This window comes from Staphylococcus auricularis, assembly GCF_001500315.1.
Lineage (GTDB): Bacteria > Bacillota > Bacilli > Staphylococcales > Staphylococcaceae > Staphylococcus > Staphylococcus auricularis.
On sequence record NZ_LLER01000020.1, the window covers coordinates 13,955 to 29,755 of the forward strand.

The window sequence follows — 15,801 nt, forward strand, 5'->3', positions numbered from 1 at the left end:
AGGGAGACCTGAAATAAGGTCTCTCTTTTTATGCTGAAAATGAAGCTATGACAGCCATGCATATTACGATTCATTTTTGCGCCGATTGGTCTTCGTTGTACTTGTCTCTTGTTGCATCCTTTCTTGTCCCTGGTGCCGTTGTTTTCACGTTGCTGTATTTTAATGAGTTGAGCTAGATGTTTATCGATACGTTCGACTGTATTAAAGTGTTTAATGGCACGATAAATGAGATAGATTGCGAGAACGAACAATAATATATTCAGCACGGTGACAATCATCGTGGAAAAAGAAAATGTTGTCTGCGTAACTAAAAAATTCATAAGCGCCTCCATTTTGAATTTGATTGTTTAACTATAGCTTAACATTAAATAATTTATAAATATGTAATTCCTATTAAAATTAACAAAAAATTTATATTTAATAATTGATTCCATATAAAAAGCACGCCTGCTCAATAACCCCCGAGGTCACTGAACAAGCGTGCATATATATTGTTATTTTGCGATACCGATCGGTGAGAAGATGATATAGCAAATAACGACTAAGATTAACACAATAATACCTGTGACATAGCGATATTTCCAAGGTGTCATATCCACTTTAGCGTAGTTGGAGTGGATATCGAACGTATTGGAAGGTTTGAAATGGTTGAAAAGTAAGATGATCGCTAAGTCGACAAAGAATAACACACTGAAGAAGTATAGGTAATGAACATCTGGTAAGAAGATGTTAAGTAAGATGTATAGCACGATATGTGCGACTAATGTTACTTTTGCACCTAAACTTGATGTGCGTTTTGCAAAGAAACCAACAAGTATCAATACGATGAGTGGAATACTGTACAAGCCATTAAATTCTTGTACGACTGCGTAAAGACCACTTGGGAAAAGTGAAATGACAGGTGCAAGACAAACAACAATCACACCAATTACTACAGTAGCAATATGCCCTACAATTGCGATGTGTTTATCACTTCTATTTTTCGCAAATAATGGTTTGTATAAGTCCATCGTAAAGAGTGTTGTTGTACTGTTTAATGAACCTACAAATGAACTTAAGATCGCACCAAAGATGACTGCTCCAAATAAGCCGTAAGCCCATCCAGGTAATACTTCGTTCAATAGGGTTGGGAAAGCATTATCAGAGTTGCTGAGGTTGCCACCAAACATATTGAATGCGATGATACCAGGGATAACTGTGAAAATTGGGCCAAAGACTTTGAATAAACTTAGATAAATGGCACCTTTTTGTGATTCTTTTAAGTTTTTAGCAGCGAGTGCTTTTTGCACAATCATTTGGTTCGCACACCAGAAGAATAAGTTATTGAATAGCATACCGAAAAATAGTGTTGGCCATGGTACAACATCAGAATCTATTTTACCGAATGCATTTAACTTCTCAGGTGTATTTTGGACGACGTGGTCAATCCCTTGTAAAACGTGACCATCACCGAGATGACCAAGTCCGAGTAAGGTGATCGCAAGTCCTCCCACAATTAACGCGATACCATATAACGTATCACTGTAGGCACTTAATGATAATCCGCCTATGTACAAGTAAATAATACCAAAGATACCAATGACACCAGCGATGATGATGACAGCTGTTTTGTCACTGACATTTAAATATTCACCTATGTGGAACATTTTATTAAAAACGAGTGAACCTGAGTAAAGTACAACAGGTAAGAATGAAATCACATAAGTTACTATGAATAGTATTGATATCATACGTTGAGTAAACGTATCATAACGTATTTCTAGAAATTCTGATACAGTTGATACACCATAACGTAAATATTTAGGTAAGAATACCCAAGCGAGAAGGACAACTGCAATGGCTGCAGTGACTTCCCACGCCATGACTTCCATACCAACAACATAACTTTGTCCGTTTTGTCCTACGATTTGTTCCGTAGATAAGTTTGTCATGATGATTGTTGAAGCTATGGTGAAACCTGTGAGGGACCTTCCTCCCATGAAGAACCCACTTGCACTATCTGTATTTACACGTTTTGCACGGATATAGGCATATACGGATACACCTATGACGACAAATAAAAATAGAAAAATTGATAACCAAATCAATGTATTTCGCGCTCCTTTAACTAAAAATACGACTCGTCAAATGACTAAAAAAGGAGGTCAGGATGATATGTGTCCACATTCCTAACCCCGTATCATTTAGTTACGGTGTAAATTGATAGTATCAGTTCTTTATATTTTAATAAGCTTTGATTGAAATACGCTATATTACATATTTATTCTTTCCTCAATAAGTATAAAATAGAACATAAAAATATAACTTTAAATATTCAGAAAATTGTGAATTTGTGCTATATTAATAACTATCTTTTGTACTTTTTTAGGAGGAATAATTATGGAGAGAGTCAGTCCAAGAGAATTTATCAACAACGTACTATCGGGAATCGCTATTGCCATTGTAGCAGGCTTGATACCGAATGCGATATTAGGGGAATTATTTAAAGCATTAGTCCCACACTTTTCAATTTTTCAGACCTTGTTATATGTCACACAAGGGATTCAATTTACTGTGCCACTATTGATCGGCGCATTGATCGCGTATAAGTTTAATTTAGCACCACTCGCAGTGGCAGTCGTGACCAGTGCAGCCTTTGTTGGGAGTGGGGCAGCCCAATTTAAAGATGGCGCCTGGCAACTTGTAGGTATCGGCGATATCATCAATACTGTGTTGACTGCCTGTATTGCAGTAGCGCTAATTTTATTAGCTGGAGATCGTTTTGGTAGTATGAGTATTATTGTATTACCAACGATTATCGGTGGTGTTTCAGGGTTGATTGGTGTATTTACATTACCTTACGTGCGCCTAATTACAACTGGCATTGGCAATATGATCAACTCGTTTACAGAATTACAACCGGTCCTCATGTCTATCCTTATAGCGATGGTTTATAGCATGATTATTATTTCTCCGTTATCAACCGTAGCGATTTCACTCGCCATTGGTATTGCGGGCCTCGCTGCAGGTTCCGCGTCACTTGGGATTGTGGCCTGTGAAGCGGTACTCGTTGCAGGTACTGTGACAGTGAATCGTATCGGCGTACCGATTACCATCTTCTTAGGTGGCGTAAAAATGATGATGCCGAACATGTTACGCTATCCGATTATTTTGTTACCGATAGTGATCACAGCAGCGGTCACTGGCTTTTTCGGTAGTTTGATAGGGATTAGCGGTACGAAAGAATCTGCAGGATTTGGAATCATAGGGCTCGTCGGACCGATCAATGCGTTTCGCTTTATGGATACCTCATTCTGGATGTCATTGTTATTGATTTTCGTCGCGTTCTTTGTCGTACCATTTATCACAGGCTATCTCGTGAATACATTATTAATGCGCGTCTTGAAAATATACGATAATAAAATCTTTAAGTTTTTAGCATAAGATATGGGCTAAACTCACATACCCGCACATCAACACGATGGTGTACGGGTATGTTTATTTATTTCATCAAAAAGTGATGTCATATATGAAGAAAATAAGCTATCGTTTATAACATACAGAAATGTATAATTATAAAGGTGAGTTGTATGGAATATAAATTTTATAAAAAAGATGCAAATGAGATTGTGTTAGGCCGGTTTCTTGCTATAATAAGCGTAACAGAGGTGATTGTAATGGCTAAAGAACTAGAACAACTTGCATTAAAGGTAGCAGCGCTCACACGGAAAACACATCAGCTTCACATCCCAATCATGGTCGTATTTGAAGGCGTCCCTGCTTCAGGGAAAACGCGTCTGGCTAATGAGTTATTATTGACATTAGACGCGAAATACACATCATTTATCGCTACAAAACCGCCATCTGAAGCGGATTTACGTTACACATTTTTACAGCACTATTGGTCAACCATCCCAGCGAAAGGTGCAATCAATGTATACTTTAGAAGTTGGTATGCACAGTATATTGATTACAAAGCACATGAATTAAAGCGTGAACAGTTAAATAGTTATGACACGCTGAAACAACAGATTAATGATTTTGAACATATGTTGGATAAAGATGGTTACGAAATCATTAAATTCTACATTGAAATTAGTGAAGAAAAACGACAAGCTCATATTCGTCAGACGAAAGATAATCCACTCACGAGGTGGAAGGCACAAGAATATGAAGCGTTGATTCCACCTGAAGTATACTCAGCAGAAATGAAAGACATATTGAAGCACGCTCAAAAAGGTGAATGGCAAACGATTGATTATACACAACGTGAAGATGCCATGAAACAAATGTATGAACATCTCATCGACCGTTTAGAACGCGCAATTCAACGCCATGAAGCACGTAAGGATCAAAGAGATGGACAGTTCACATCTGACTTTGAAACGGATTATTTTAACCGAGAAGTGACGAAAGTTAAAAAATCGGACTACAAAACGACACTCGCACAATTACAACAACGTATGTTGGAAATCCAGTTTGCGCTATATGAAAGAAAGATTCCGTTAGTGCTCGTCTATGAAGGTATGGATGCAGCAGGTAAGGGAGGTAACATTAAGCGCGTGAGGGAAAAGTTAGATCCGACGGGTTATGAAGTTCACGCGGTGAGTGCACCGACCGATGTTGAGTTAAATCATCATTACTTATGGCGTTTTGCCCATGACATGCCGAAGAGCGGACATATCGCAATCTTTGACCGCAGTTGGTACGGTCGCGTCTTAGTGGAACGTGTGGAAGGATTTGCTACCCAACAAGAGTGGCAACGCGCTTACGATGAAATCAATCAGTTCGAAAAAATGTGGACTGAAGAAGGTGCCATCATCTTGAAATTCTTCCTTACACTCGATAAAGATGAACAACTGAAACGTTTTGAAGACAGAGAACAAAATAAAGATAAACAATGGAAGATTACAGATGAAGATTGGCGTAATCGAGAAAAATGGTCGCTTTACCTAGAAGCAAGTGAAGACATGATTGAAAAAACACATACCGAAAATGCGCCATGGCTCGTCATTCCTGCTGACCATAAAAAGACAGCCCGCATCATGGCCTTACAACATATTATTAAACAATGTGAAGCGGCATTATGGGGTGTGACACATCAATCTTAATTAAATAACAGTCCAAACAATGAGTGAAATAACGATTTACCTATACGGTTAGTAGTTATTTCACCTTTTTTATGTAAAATAACTATGATCATTGTCAAATGAACCTCTATTGAATAATCTTTTTGTACGAATTCAATTATTACAAAACGATTACAGAAAAATGGCATGTAATATTTCAAAGTATAAAATAATCCATTTTAAGAACTGACAAATCAGTGTTATATCTTATAAAATTCGATTTTATTGTGATAAAGCGCTATGAATAACATGTTACAGAATGAAACAAAACGATATCTTTATTACAAAATAGAATTTTAACTGTAAAGAATTGTAAAGGAAGAGTAATATTACTGTACAAAAAATGTGCTATATTATGTTTGTCGAAAAAAGAGAACACGATCAACAACATAGATCAGTCAATATAAAAGTTTTTTGTAGTTTGCAAATTTGAATATAAAGTAACGTATAAATATGATCACTGAACTTAATGGAGGAATTTTTATTATGAAAAAATCAATCTTAGCTTCATCATTAGCAGTAGCATTAGGCGTAACAGGATACTCATTAGCAACTGACGGCAACGAAGCACAAGCTTCTGAACAAAATGTGGACTATGCACATTTAGCTGACTTAGCTCAAAACCACCCTTCAGAATTAAATGCAGCACCAATTCAAGAAGGCGCTTATGATATCCACTTTGTATACAATGGTAACGCTTATAACTTTACTTCTGATGGCCACAGCTGGGAATGGCAATGGTACTATGTAGGTTCTGCATCAAATGATGTTGCAGATGTAAGCACAGCTGCTTCAACTGTTTCTTATGAAAACACTGCAGCTGATGTTCAAGGACAACAACAATCTAGCAATTACAATGTAGAAGCAGTATCAGCTCCAACACAACCTGAATCTACATCTTCATATACTTCATCTAGAAATTACTCAACAACACAAACTGCTGCTCCAGCAACAAGAAGTTACTCAGTAGCACAAACTTCAGCACCAGCTTCAACTGGCGGTTCTGTTAAATCTCAATTCTTAGCTGCTGGTGGTAACGAAGCAATGTGGAACGCAATCGTTTTACCTGAATCAGGTGGTAATCCAAATGCAGTTAACCCTGCTGGTTACAGAGGTTTAGGTCAAACAATGGAATCTTGGGGAACTGGTTCAGTAGCAAATCAAACTAAAGGTATGCTAAACTATGTACAACAACGTTATGGTTCAGTTGATGCAGCAATTGCTTTCCGCGCTAACCACGGTTGGTGGTAAGCCGGTAACCATAACGCGAATTATATTGTTTTTGAGAGGTTAAAGCCTTTGATAGGTTTTAACCTCTTTTTATTTAAATGAAATGATATTTTGACATGTTGGAATTTTCTGATAATATAAATATAATTCAATTATATGTTAGAGGAAGACACAACTAGATGGTTAGCATCATTTAACATGGAGATAGAGTTAAATAGAGACCGTAGCCAATAGAGAGGATATGTAAATCTGGATAAATGTGTTTAGGGGTGTGATTTGAGTTGGTTATTTCAGATAGACTTGCAGCAATTCCGGAGAGTTATTTTGGGAAGACGATGGGGAGAAAGGTGGAACATGGTCCGTTACCGCTCATCAATATGGCAGTGGGTATTCCAGACGGAGAAACACCGAGCGGCATTGTAGAAACCATGGCTGATGCAATACGAGAGCCAGAAAACCAAAAATATGGTGCATTCCATGGCAAAGATAGCTTTAAACAAGCCATTGTAGACTTTTATCAACGCCAGTATCATGTCACGCTCGATAAGGATGAAGAAGTCTGCATTCTATATGGGACGAAAAATGGACTCGTCGCGTTGCCTTCATGTATCGTAAATCCAGGGGAAACCGTGTTATTACCTGACCCAGGTTATACAGATTATTTAGCAGGTGTAATGTTAGCGGATGCAAAACCTGTACCTCTTGAGTTAAAGCCACCACATTACCTTCCTGATTGGGATCGCGTAGATCAAAACGTATTAAACGATACCAAACTCGTATACCTTACTTATCCGAATAACCCGACAGGTTCAGTCGCAACACAAGAGACGTTTGACGAAGCCATTGAACGTTTTAAAGGTACACAGACGAAGATTGTACATGATTTTGCATATAGTGCATTTGGATTAGATGCGAAGAATCCGAGCATTTTACAATCGTCTGGAGCAAAGGATGTTGCAATCGAGATATTCTCTCTCTCTAAAGGATATAATATGTCTGGATTTAGAGTAGGGTTTGCAGTTGGTAATAAAGAGATCATCGCAGCGATGAAGAAATACCATTCTCATACACATGCCGGCATGTTTGGTGCATTACAGGATGCAGCAACGTATGCACTCAATCACTATGATGACTTTTTAGATGAGCAAGGTCGTACATTTAAACGCCGTCGAGATCGTTTCACATCGTTGTTAGACGAGGCTGATATTCCTTATGAACCGATGACGGGTGGTATCTTTTTATGGGTTCCTACGCCGCCGTCTATGGATGGTGAAACCTTCGTCGACTATCTATTACGAGAACAATCGATATTGGTCGCGCCAGGTCTGCCGTTTGGTGAGAATGGGCGGAATTATGTGCGTATCTCTTTAGCCTTAGATGATGAAGCGCTTGAAACAGCTGCTAAACGTTTTCAATCACTCTCCTCGCTCTATCACTAAGTGGTAAGAAACAATTATTGAGTTAAATTCAATCAAGGGGTTGATATCATGGTATCAATAAAATTATTTGGCGTTCGAGAAGAGGATAAACCGTTTATTAAACAGTGGGCAGAGACGCATGATGTCGAAGTTTCGTTAACCAATGCGTTACTGACAAATCATACAGTTGATCAAGTGGAAGGGTTTGATGGGGTTTCTGTTTCTCAACAATTGCCATTAGATGAAATCGTCTTTAAAAAATTAAATCAATACGGCATTAAACAAATTGCGCAGCGTAGTGCCGGATTTGATATGTATGATTTAGATTTAGCATCAAAATATGATGTGATTATTTCCAATGTACCTTCTTATTCACCTAATTCCATTGCTGAATATACAGTAGGCCAAGCGATTAACGTTGTGCGTCATTTTAATGCAGTGCAACGTAAAACGGCAGAACATGATTTTAGATGGGAACCGTCTATCTTGTCACGTTCAATCAAAGATCTAACAGTCGCAGTCGTGGGCACTGGGCGCATTGGTTCTATCGTAGCTGACATTTTCGCGAAAGGCTTTGGTTCTAAAGTCGTGGCTTATGATATTGTTGAAAATGAACGTTTAGATGGGGTAGTGACGTACAAAGATACGTTGATTGAAGCGGTGGAAGAAGCAGATATTGTGACCGTTCATGTGCCTGGTGGTGCTGAGACAAATTATTTATTCGATGAAAATGTATTCTCTCACTTTAAACAAGATGCGGTGTTTGTAAACTGTGCACGTGGATCTGTCACAGATACGAAAGCATTACTTAAATATTTGGATAATGGTCGTCTTTTAGGTGCAGCGTTAGACACATATGAGGGGGAAAAAGGTCTCTATCCAAGTGATCAACGCAATACAGATTTTCAAGATGATTTATTACAACAATTGATTGATCGTGAAGATGTGATTGTCTCACCTCATATTGCATTCTATACAGATGCAGCCGTTGAAAATCTCATCGTCTATGCGTTAGACGCAACATTAGATGTCATTCAGACTGGAGATACAGAATTACGTGTAAACTGAGACAATCAATAAAAAATGCCGGAGCGTTTAATCATGCTCCGGCACTTTTATGCGATTTATGAAATTGAAATAAATAAGAGACTTAAAGTCTTAAAGTTGAGGCACGTCGTATCCTTGATCCTCAATCGCATCTTTCATGTCATTAGTGGTTACTTTTTCAGAATCATAGTCTACAGTCACATTGCCTGCTTCGAGATTGACTTCTGCTTGATCCACTCCTGATAAAGCGGTTAATGCGTTTTCTACAGCACTTTTACAATGTTCACAACTCATCCCGTCTACTTGTATCACTTGATTTGTCATCATAATTCCTCCTCCTGAGTCTTTAATTTAATTATAACTTCATGCGTTTTAAGCGCAACGCATTTGCGACGACACTGACTGAACTAAATGCCATTGCAGCTCCGGCTACCCAAGGTGCGAGTAAGCCGAATGCGGCGATCGGAATGCCAGCCACGTTATATCCGAGTGCCCAGCCTAAATTTTGATGGATATTGCGAATCGTTTTCTTACTTGCGGTAAGCGCCTTAGTAAGTAGTGTTAAATCGTTACCTAAAATGGTGATGTCGGCTGCTTCGATAGCGATATCTGCGCCAGTACCGATTGCAATACCAATGTCTGCTTGAACGAGTGCTGGTGCATCGTTGATCCCATCTCCAATCATCGCTACACGATGACCTTGTTGTTGTAACTGTTGGATTTCTGCGGCTTTTTGATCAGGTAAAACGTGCGCAATGACACGGTCGATGCCTAATTGTTGCGCAATCGCTTCACCTGTACGTGCGTTATCTCCGGTTAACATGATGACATTCAGATGTTGTTGATGCAATGTCTCAATCGTTGCTTTAGCAGATGATTTAATCGTATCTGCGACAGCGAGTGTAGCTTGATACTGATGATCGATAGCAATCAACATCGCAGTTTTACCCTCAGCTTCTAATTGTTGTAGATGGGACTCAGCATGGCTGAAGCTCACACCATATTGTGTGAGTAATTGGCGATTTCCGATTAATACTTCATGACCTTCTACAGCTGCTTGGATACCAAGTCCAGGCAACACGTTGAAATCGTCTACTTTCGTACGTGACATATTTTGAGCTTCAGCATGGTTCACTATGGCGTTCGCAAGCGGATGTTCAGAATAATATTCAATACTTGCGATAAGTTGTAGTAGCTCATGAGAGCCATCATAATCAGTGACTTCAGGTTTACCATGGGTGAGTGTCCCTGTTTTATCTAAGACGACCGTATCGACCTTACCTGCCGTTTCAATGAACTCGCCGCCTTTGAACAGGATGCCATGTTCTGCTGCTTGACCCGTTCCTACCATAATTGATGTGGGTGTCGCTAAACCGAGTGCACACGGGCAAGCGATGACAAGAACAGAAATACCTGCATCCAGTGCGGGTTCAAAAGCGCCAGGATCGACGAGTAACAACCAGATCAGGAAGGTTAACAACGCTAAGCCTACAACGATAGGAACGAAATAGTTCGAAATATGATCGGCTATACGTTGTATGGGAGCCTTAGACCCTTGCGCAGCTTCAACGACTTTGACAATACCGGCTAGAGTAGTATCTTTTCCGACTTGAGTAGCTTGTATTGTGATGGAACCGTGTTGATTGATCGTTGCGCCTATGACTTGATCAGATTTTTCTTTTCCAACGGGTAATGACTCACCCGTTAACATCGATTCATCTATCGTCGTTTGTCCCTCAACAATCTTTCCATCAACAGGAATTTTTTCACCTGGTTTGATTAATATGTGGTCGCCTACCTTAACTTGTGAAACTGGCACCATTTCAGTAGCGTCGTTACGTATTACACGTGCTTCTTTTGCTTGTAAATTGAGTAATGAACCAAGTGCTTGTGTGGTATTAGATTTCGCTTTAGCTTCTAAATATTTTCCAAATAAAATGAGGGTAATTAATACTGCACTTGTTTCGTAATAAAGGTTAGGCGAAGCTTCAATGCCAGTGAGCCATCGTACTGTTTCATACACGCTATAAAGATAAGCAGCACTTGTACCCAATGCGACCAATACATCCATATTTGCAGCGCCACTACGAAGACTTTTATACGCGCCGACATAAAATTGTCCCCCAATACCAAATTGGACGATGGACGCTAAGACGAATTGGAACAATGGATTCATGAGTAAGTCAGGTAGATGCATGCCAAACAGATGAACGACCATTGTCAGTAACAAAGGCAAGGTGAGCACTGCAGAGATGATGAGTTTGGTACGTTTGTGCTTGAGTTCTTGTGCTTTATGTGACGTTTTATCTTGAGTGTCAGTTTTAGGCTCCGCATCATAGCCGAGTTGACGAATACGGTCGATAATCTGTGCTTCATCAACGGCATAACTATAATAAGTGACAGTGGCTTGTTCTGTAGCTAGATTAACTGTCGCTTCTTTAATACTTGGCATACGATTTAACACCTTTTCGATGCGTCCAGAACATGCCGCACAAGTCATCCCAAATACATTCAGTTCGAGTGTTTCAGTGAGTACGTCGTAACCAAGCTTTTGAATCGTTTCTGTGACGTTTGTAAGGTCGGTTTCACTTTTATCATAGTGAACGGTCGCTTTTTCTGTTGCTAGATTGACTTGGGCTTCTACGGTAGGCATTTTATTTAAACGCTTTTCAATACGTGTAGAACATGCCGCACAAGTCATCCCTGTAATCCCTAATGTCGTTTGTTGTTCTGACATGTCATCACCTCCTTTAATACAGGTTAGATTATTTTTATAGGTTAACTTTACATTCAATGTACCCCCTAAGGGTATAAAAGTCAATCATTGAACTCAGCATTTTTCGCATAAAAAAAGACTGGAACTTGCATGTTCCAGCCTCTATTGATAGGAAAATAAATGTCGTTATCGCGTAGTGGTATTCTAGATCTTTAGCTATGTTTTTTTAAAAAATCGAGGATAGGTGGGACGATTTCATCCACTTGATAAAGTGGTAACCAGTGTTCAGCATCTTCAATTGTAATGTCATCAAAATCATTTTTTACATATTCTTTAGACGTATCCACTTGTTCAGTTGTGAGAGATGGGTCACTGTCACCTGCAATGGCAAGTACTGGACGAGTGATTTCGTCTACAGATTTCATGATGTCGTCATTGTAATCTGGGTTTAAGTTCGCTCTGTAAATGTTAAAACCAGCAGTGAGTCTGCCATCTCTACTTAAATCAGGGATCCAGTTTGTTTCACATTCATCTGCAACGAAGAAATTTCTGAATAATGACCAACCATCGGCTGTGAATAGGTTTTCAGCGAGTTCTTCATTAAGAATTAAAATCACGTACCAAGAACTGAGTAGTTGACTGAAACCACTATTTAAGAAAGCTTTTGGATGGCCGACACTTAAAGCTGTAAATGATTTTACATATTCTGGATGGTTATATGTAAAGTACCAACTTACGACTGAACCCCAATCATGGCCGATGACATGTGTTTCTTCAACTTCTAGATGTTTTAATAAACCGACGATGATATTTGAAATGTTATCGAGACGAGATGTTTTGCCGTCATTTGGAATGGCACTTTCACCAAAGCCAGGTAAATCAAACGCAATGACTTGATAACCTTCACTTACAAGTTTAGGTGCGACTTCACGCCAAAGTTTTGTAGAATCCGGGAATCCGTGAATCAGTAGCACACTTTCTTCATTGTCTTCACCGCTTACTTCGACATTGATATCTAGACCTTCTAAATTCACTATCATAAACTCACCTCATTTATTTAATCTTTAATATTTTTCAACAATTACAATTATATTATTCCCGAATGTAGGTGAATTACACGTTATTTTAGGATTAAATATAACGAGACATATTAAAATGGGTAAGTTGAGTGTAAAAAGTGTTGAGATGATTGAACTGAAAATCGGTTTTGACATTGCGGTTCAGTTCGAATCATCTTTGACAAAGGGCTCACCTTTAAATGAAAAATGTCTTTATTAGTTCTCATTACGATAAACTGTATTTGAGCGATTAGAAGAAATCAGCTGGTAACAGTTCATCTGTATCTTTAATCTTGGAGAGGTTTGGATTGAGATCTTTCACCTCTGCAACATCATGACGTTGCGTAAACTCATCATACATTTGACTGAAATGTTGGGTTAAATCATGGTCTTCAAACGTTTTGACAATACCTAAGACGATTAACACCACGAAAATACCTTTAAGAATGCCTTTCATATAAGAAGCTCCTTTCGTGATCTTGTTGATATTTCTATCGTATATTGAATGAAGTTAGATTGCATGAGGCCTAGGGAGAAATCTCCTTTCGTACTTTAGTTGTAATCGACTTAAATTCATTTTGTGCCGAAATAGTTTAAAATAAAAGTAAACAGTGCGATGAGGAGGGAAAAGCTATGACAGAATGGCAAAAGATGATTCATGGCGAATGGTACCAAGCAGCTGGAGATCCTGCATTACAACAGGCTAGACATAAAGCAAAAGATCTTTGCTTCGAATACAATCAAACCAAGCCGAGTCATACTTCAAAACGGAATGAGATCCTGGCACGTTTGTTCGGAGATGAACCCAAAGATTTAGAGCTATTGGCACCGTTTCAAGTAGACTATGGTAGTAATATCTCAATTGGGGAGGGTGTGTTTATCAATCATGATTGTTATTTCATGGATTGTGCACCGATTACGATTGGAAACCACGTATTGATTGGGCCGAGATGTGGGCTTTATACTGCACATCATCCACTCAATCCATCGAAACGTCGGGCAGGGATTGAACAAGCGAGAGCTATCACCATTCACGATGATGTGTGGTTAGGTGCGAATGTTGTAGTCGTACCAGGCGTGACGATTGGAAAAGGTGCGGTTATAGGTGCTGGGAGTGTGGTCACGAAAGATGTTCCAGACTTTTCGTTAGCAGTCGGCGTACCCGCACAAGTCGTTCAATCACTCGAAGAAGATGAGGATTAGAAAATTCTCAAAAAAGAGTTTGACAATTAGGATAATTCTTTATATACTAACAACTATAAATCTTAGAAGATAGTAGTAGCACATGATTGATGTAGTTTCAGAAAGCTAATGGGTGATGCAAATTAGCACATGATTATGTGTGAATTGGGCTTTTAAGGCGAGTTGAATATACAAAAGTGAACAAGATTTGTTAACTAAGGTGGCACCACGGTAACGCGTCCTTATTGCAGCGCGTAATTGTGGTGTTTTTTAGTGCTTGATATTAAAGTAGTGTATACCGTTTGTAGCAAGCAGAAAGTCAGTGGTTGATGTGAACTGATACAAGGTATGGATGAATTGGGATATCTCGGAGACAATTGAATAATAAGAGTGAGTTTTTAACTAAGTCAAGGTGGTACCGCGCGGAAGCGTCCTGTGTTTGCAGAGCGTTTTCGCGTGGTTTCTTTGTATAAAGGAATTAATTTTGACAGTAGTGGAGGTGGTTAAAATGTGAACGACGAGAATTTTGAGTAAAGTTATGAAATGTATTCAGATTAAAGATCATACCACATCTTGAGTATCGACAACTTAGAGTGATCTATACATACGCAGTGAGACATCAGATGAGAAAGAGATATTTTTGTAAAAAATATCTAAAAATTCAAATAATTTAAATTGAAAGGATGATTGACATGGTTAAAGATATTATTTTGGAACCAACTGAAGACGGGTTTTATGGAGAATACGGGGGTCAATTTATACCTGATGTATTGAAACCAGCGATTATCGAACTTAATGAGGCGTATCAAAAATTTAAAAACGATCCAGATTTTCATGACGAATTAAATTATTATTTAAAAAATTATGTGGGTAGGGAATCGCCATTAACGTATGCTGCACGTTTAACTGAAAAACTGGGTGGCGCAAAAATTTACCTTAAAAGAGAGGACTTAAATCATACGGGTGCCCATAAAATTAATAACACGTTAGGCCAAGCGCTCATTGCAAAACGGATGGGTAAGAAGAAAATGGTAGCTGAAACAGGGGCAGGTCAACACGGGGTTGCATGTGCAACTGTAGCAGCACTCTTCGATATGGAAATGACGGTCTTCATGGGTGCAGAAGACATGAAGAGACAAGCGCTTAACGTGTATAGAATGGAATTACTAGGGGCGAAAGTCGTTGCAGTAGAAGAAGGGCAAGCGACATTAACAGATGCAGTGGATGAAGCACTCAAATATTATGCGGAACATACAGAAGATACACATTATTTACTAGGCTCAGCATTAGGACCGCATCCATTCCCACAAATGGTGAGAGATTTCCAAAGTGTGATTGGTAAAGAAATCAAGACACAAATTCAAGAACAAGAAGGACGTTTACCAGATGCAGTTGTCGCATGTATCGGTGGAGGTTCTAACGCAATCGGTACATTCTATCCATTTGTCGAAGATGAAGACGTTAAATTGTACGGGGTAGAAGCAGCTGGAGAAGGTTATGAGACAGATCGCTACTCTCTTGCGATTAATAAAGGTGAGACAGGTATTCTTCACGGCACGAAAATGAAACTCATTAAAGATGAAGCAGGCGAAGTATTATTACCATATTCAATTTCTGCAGGATTAGATTATCCAGGGGCAGGGCCAGAACACTGTTACTATGATGATATAGGTAGAGCAGAATATCCTTCAGCGACAGACGAACAAGCGTTAGAAGCATTGATTACATTGAGTAAGTTAGAAGGGATTATCCCAGCATTAGAAAGTGCACATGCGATCAGTTACGTACTAGAATTAGCACCTAAGATGGACAAAGACCAAATCATTGTCGCAACTGTATCAGGCCGAGGTGATAAAGATATGGAAACGTTGAGAAACTATGAAAAGAATAAAAAAGGTAAATGAAAGTCGATTGAAATAATCAATATAATAAGAAGAGATTGATATGACTAACCGTTGAGTTAGACATGTGAATCTCTTTTTTATATGTTGAGGGAGAAAAATGAGTTGTAGTATAAAAAATACGCCCCTCAAAGGTCAGTG

General features: G+C 38.9%; 12 protein-coding genes. 7 read left to right on the forward strand and 5 right to left on the reverse strand.

Annotated elements, in window-relative coordinates; translation table 11 throughout:
• Positions 1 to 494: 494 nt before the first annotated feature.
• Positions 495 to 2,087: a solute:sodium symporter family transporter gene (locus APS80_RS09215; RefSeq protein WP_059107970.1), complete on the reverse strand. Its 1,593-nt coding sequence runs from the start codon at positions 2,085 to 2,087 to the stop codon at positions 495 to 497.
• A 292-nt stretch (positions 2,088 to 2,379) separates the two neighbouring features.
• On the opposite strand from APS80_RS09215, the gene APS80_RS09220 reads away from it, so the two are divergent.
• The 5 genes from APS80_RS09220 (at position 2,380) to APS80_RS09240 (ending at position 8,824) form a co-directional block, all read left to right on the forward strand.
• Complete coding sequence (locus APS80_RS09220) at positions 2,380 to 3,423, forward strand: PTS sugar transporter subunit IIC (protein ID WP_059107971.1); 1,044 nt, start codon at positions 2,380 to 2,382, stop codon at positions 3,421 to 3,423.
• A 233-nt stretch (positions 3,424 to 3,656) separates the two neighbouring features.
• Positions 3,657 to 5,090 (forward strand): phosphate--AMP phosphotransferase, encoded by a 1,434-nt coding sequence (locus tag APS80_RS09225; RefSeq protein ID WP_059108126.1) that lies wholly within the window; start codon positions 3,657 to 3,659, stop codon positions 5,088 to 5,090.
• Between the two features lie 504 nt (positions 5,091 to 5,594).
• Positions 5,595 to 6,359 carry an aggregation-promoting factor C-terminal-like domain-containing protein gene (locus APS80_RS09230; RefSeq protein WP_059107972.1) on the forward strand — a complete coding sequence of 255 codons (765 nt, stop codon included), beginning with the start codon at positions 5,595 to 5,597 and terminating at the stop codon, positions 6,357 to 6,359.
• 260 nt (positions 6,360 to 6,619) lie between these two features.
• A complete protein-coding gene (locus APS80_RS09235) occupies positions 6,620 to 7,777 on the forward strand; it encodes an aminotransferase class I/II-fold pyridoxal phosphate-dependent enzyme (RefSeq protein ID WP_059107973.1) in 1,158 nt (385 codons plus the stop codon).
• A gap of 48 nt (positions 7,778 to 7,825) precedes the next feature.
• Positions 7,826 to 8,824, forward strand: a complete 999-nt coding sequence (locus tag APS80_RS09240) for a D-lactate dehydrogenase (protein WP_059107974.1) — start codon at positions 7,826 to 7,828, stop codon at positions 8,822 to 8,824.
• A gap of 90 nt (positions 8,825 to 8,914) precedes the next feature.
• Here the strand turns inward: APS80_RS09240 and copZ are convergent, their stop codons facing one another.
• The 4 genes from copZ to APS80_RS09260 form a co-directional block, all read right to left on the reverse strand.
• Positions 8,915 to 9,127 carry a copper chaperone CopZ gene (gene copZ / locus APS80_RS09245; RefSeq protein WP_059108127.1) on the reverse strand — a complete coding sequence of 71 codons (213 nt, stop codon included), beginning with the start codon at positions 9,125 to 9,127 and terminating at the stop codon, positions 8,915 to 8,917.
• Positions 9,128 to 9,158: 31 nt separating this feature from the next.
• Complete coding sequence (locus APS80_RS09250; protein WP_059107975.1) at positions 9,159 to 11,540, reverse strand: heavy metal translocating P-type ATPase; 2,382 nt, start codon at positions 11,538 to 11,540, stop codon at positions 9,159 to 9,161.
• A 191-nt stretch (positions 11,541 to 11,731) separates the two neighbouring features.
• On the reverse strand, positions 11,732 to 12,559 hold the full coding sequence (locus APS80_RS09255; RefSeq protein ID WP_059107976.1) for an alpha/beta fold hydrolase: 828 nt from the start codon (positions 12,557 to 12,559) through the stop codon (positions 11,732 to 11,734).
• 268 nt (positions 12,560 to 12,827) lie between these two features.
• On the reverse strand, positions 12,828 to 13,034 hold the full coding sequence (locus tag APS80_RS09260) for a hypothetical protein (RefSeq protein WP_059107977.1): 207 nt from the start codon (positions 13,032 to 13,034) through the stop codon (positions 12,828 to 12,830).
• A gap of 176 nt (positions 13,035 to 13,210) precedes the next feature.
• On the opposite strand from APS80_RS09260, the gene APS80_RS09265 reads away from it, so the two are divergent.
• Positions 13,211 to 13,780 carry a sugar O-acetyltransferase gene (locus tag APS80_RS09265; protein WP_059107978.1) on the forward strand — a complete coding sequence of 190 codons (570 nt, stop codon included), beginning with the start codon at positions 13,211 to 13,213 and terminating at the stop codon, positions 13,778 to 13,780.
• Between the two features lie 671 nt (positions 13,781 to 14,451).
• The gene (gene trpB, locus APS80_RS09270) at positions 14,452 to 15,663 is read left to right on the forward strand and encodes a tryptophan synthase subunit beta (RefSeq protein WP_059107979.1); all 1,212 of its coding nucleotides are present in this window, start codon (positions 14,452 to 14,454) and stop codon (positions 15,661 to 15,663) included.
• Positions 15,664 to 15,801 lie beyond the last annotated feature (138 nt).

What these genes read in the sequence shown, in the direction of transcription:
- copZ (WP_059108127.1), bottom strand. Translation starts at nt 9,127, where the DNA reads ATGACAAATCAAGTGATACAAGTAGACGGGATGAGTTGTGAACATTGT.
- APS80_RS09240 (WP_059107974.1), top strand. Translation starts at nt 7,826, where the DNA reads ATGGTATCAATAAAATTATTTGGCGTTCGAGAAGAGGATAAACCGTTT.
- APS80_RS09225 (WP_059108126.1), top strand. Translation starts at nt 3,657, where the DNA reads ATGGCTAAAGAACTAGAACAACTTGCATTAAAGGTAGCAGCGCTCACA.
- APS80_RS09250 (WP_059107975.1), bottom strand. Translation starts at nt 11,540, where the DNA reads ATGTCAGAACAACAAACGACATTAGGGATTACAGGGATGACTTGTGCG.
- APS80_RS09260 (WP_059107977.1), bottom strand. Translation starts at nt 13,034, where the DNA reads ATGAAAGGCATTCTTAAAGGTATTTTCGTGGTGTTAATCGTCTTAGGT.
- APS80_RS09220 (WP_059107971.1), top strand. Translation starts at nt 2,380, where the DNA reads ATGGAGAGAGTCAGTCCAAGAGAATTTATCAACAACGTACTATCGGGA.
- APS80_RS09230 (WP_059107972.1), top strand. Translation starts at nt 5,595, where the DNA reads ATGAAAAAATCAATCTTAGCTTCATCATTAGCAGTAGCATTAGGCGTA.
- APS80_RS09255 (WP_059107976.1), bottom strand. Translation starts at nt 12,559, where the DNA reads ATGATAGTGAATTTAGAAGGTCTAGATATCAATGTCGAAGTAAGCGGT.
- trpB (WP_059107979.1), top strand. Translation starts at nt 14,452, where the DNA reads ATGGTTAAAGATATTATTTTGGAACCAACTGAAGACGGGTTTTATGGA.
- APS80_RS09265 (WP_059107978.1), top strand. Translation starts at nt 13,211, where the DNA reads ATGACAGAATGGCAAAAGATGATTCATGGCGAATGGTACCAAGCAGCT.